2 protein-coding genes are annotated in these 2,279 nt (G+C 74.8%); both read left to right on the plus strand.

From position 1 onward, the window contains the following. Positions 1-51: 51 nt before the first annotated feature. Entirely contained in the window at positions 52-978 is a 927-nt protein-coding gene (locus ACJOT3_RS34430; protein WP_406977318.1) for a LysR family transcriptional regulator, read from the plus strand. Between the two features lie 90 nt (positions 979-1,068). Further along, positions 1,069-2,196 carry an allantoicase gene (gene alc, locus ACJOT3_RS34435; RefSeq protein ID WP_406977319.1) on the plus strand — a complete coding sequence of 376 codons (1,128 nt, stop codon included), beginning with the start codon at positions 1,069-1,071 and terminating at the stop codon, positions 2,194-2,196. Positions 2,197-2,279: the final 83 nt, after the last annotated feature.

The following is a 2,279-nucleotide window of genomic DNA, read 5'->3' on the forward strand; positions in this document are numbered from 1 at the left end:
CCGCCGCTTTCCCGTTTCTGTTCACCGGAGCCGAATGGTATGCCTGAGACCATGACCGACTGGGACCTGCGCAAGCTGCGCGTGCTGCGCACCCTCGACCGGGTCGGGACGGTGCGCGCCACCGCCGAGGCCCTGTGCACCACCCCCTCCGCCGTCTCCCAGCAGCTGTCCGCGCTGTCCCGGCAGGTGGGGGTGGAGCTGCTGGAGCCGCACGGGCGCCGGGTGCGGCTCACCGACGCCGCCCGGGTGCTGCTGCGGCACACCGACATCGTGCTGGCCCAGCTGGAGCGGGCCGAGGCCGAGCTGGACGGGTTCGCCCGGGGCGGGGCCGGGACGGTGCGGGTGGGCGCGTTCGCCACCGCCGTACCCGGGCTGGTGGTGCCCGCGCTGAGCGCGGTGCGCGACGCCCACCCGGGGCTGACGGTGCGGGTGCACCAGGCCGAGGCGTCGGAGGTGTACGACCTGCTGGCCGCCGGGGAGATCGACATCGGCCTGTCGCTGGCCGCCCAGGCCCCGACCGGGCGCGACGACCGGTTCGAGCGCGCCGAGCTGCTCACCGACCCCATGGACGCCGCCCTGCCCGCCCGGCACCGGCTGGCCGGGACCCCTGCGCTGCGCCTGCGCGAGTTGGCCGGCGAGCCGTGGATCTACGGCGCCGACGGCCCCTGGCGGGACATCACGGTGGCGGCCTGCGCCCAGGCCGGGTTCGTCCCCGAACAGGCGCACGTGGCCTCGGACTGGCGGGCCATCCTGGACATGGTCGCCGCCGGGCTCGGGGTGGCGCTGGTGCCGCGGCTGGCCGCCACCGGGGACGCGCCCGGGGTGGCGCTGCGGGTGCTGCACGAGGACCGGCCGCGGCGGCACGTGGTGTGGGCGGTGCGGGCCGGGTCGCGGGAGCGGCCGCAGATCGCGGTGGCGTTGCGGGCGCTGGTGGACCGGGCGGCCGCCCTCGCCACCTCGAATGTTCAGTTCGAATGAACATGATGATCGAAAAGTTTCGCTGGAAATGACCGGTTCCTGCTGCCAGTCTGAAGGTGTCCGAACGACACCGCACCCGGCAGGAGGACCATGAGCACCACCCCTGACTTCGATCCGCGCGCCTACAACGCCCGCCCCTACTCCGGCGGCGACCCCTACGCCGACTACCGGCCCGCCGACCTCGACCTCGACGGCCTGGTGGACCTCGCGGACCGCAGGCTCGGGGGCGCCGTGGTCGCCGCCAACGACGAGTTCTTCGCCCACCGGGAGAACCTGCTGCGGCCCGAACCCGCCGAGTTCGACCCGCACGCCTTCGGGCACAAGGGCAAGGTCATGGACGGCTGGGAGACCCGGCGCCGCCGCGGCCCGGCCGCCGACAGCCCCCACCCGTCGGCCGACGACCACGACTGGGCCCTGGTCCGCCTCGCCCTGCCCGGGGTGATCCGCGGCCTGGTCGTGGACACCGCGCACTTCCGCGGCAACCACCCCACCGAGGTGAGCGTGGAGGCCGCCCACGTGGAGGGCACCCCCACCACGGACGAGCTGCTCAAGGCCGAGTGGACCGGGCTGGTGGCGCGCACCCCGGTGTACGGGCACGCCGCCAACGGGTTCGCGGTGACCGGCGAGCGCCGCTGGACCCACCTGCGGGTCAAGCAGTTCCCCGACGGCGGCATCGCCCGCCTGCGCGTGTACGGCGAGCCGGTCGCCGACCCGGCCTGGCTGGCCGCGCTGGGCTCCTTCGACCTGGTGGCGCTGCTCAACGGCGGCGCGGTGGAGGACGCCTCGGACCGGTTCTACTCCTCGCCCGAGAACATCATCGCGCCGGGCCGCTCGCACAAGATGGACGACGGGTGGGAGAACCGGCGCCGCCGCGACACCGGCAACGACTGGGTGCGCTTCCGGCTGGCCGCGCAGGGCGAGATCCGCGCGCTGGAGCTGGACACCTCCTACTACAAGGGCAACTCGGCCGGATGGGTGACGATCCTGGGCCGCGACGCGCAGGGGGCCGACCCGGAGGCGTGGTTCGAGATCGTGGGCCGCACCCGGCTGGAGCCGGACGGCATCCACCGGTTCGTGCCGGACGCCCCGGTGACCGCCACGCACGTGCGCACCGACGTCTTCCCCGACGGCGGCATCGCCCGCCTGCACGTGTACGGGTCGCTGACCGCGGCCGGGACCGCGGAGCTGGAGCGCCGGTGGGCGCAGAGCCGCGGCTGACCACCACAGACCGGGGACGCTCTCATCCGAGCGGTCGGCAGGGCGTCCCCTCTCCCCCACCACCACGAGGGGAACACGGAGGG

Source organism: Nocardiopsis protaetiae (assembly GCF_045446735.1).
Taxonomy (GTDB): Bacteria; Actinomycetota; Actinomycetes; order Streptosporangiales; family Streptosporangiaceae; genus Nocardiopsis; species Nocardiopsis protaetiae.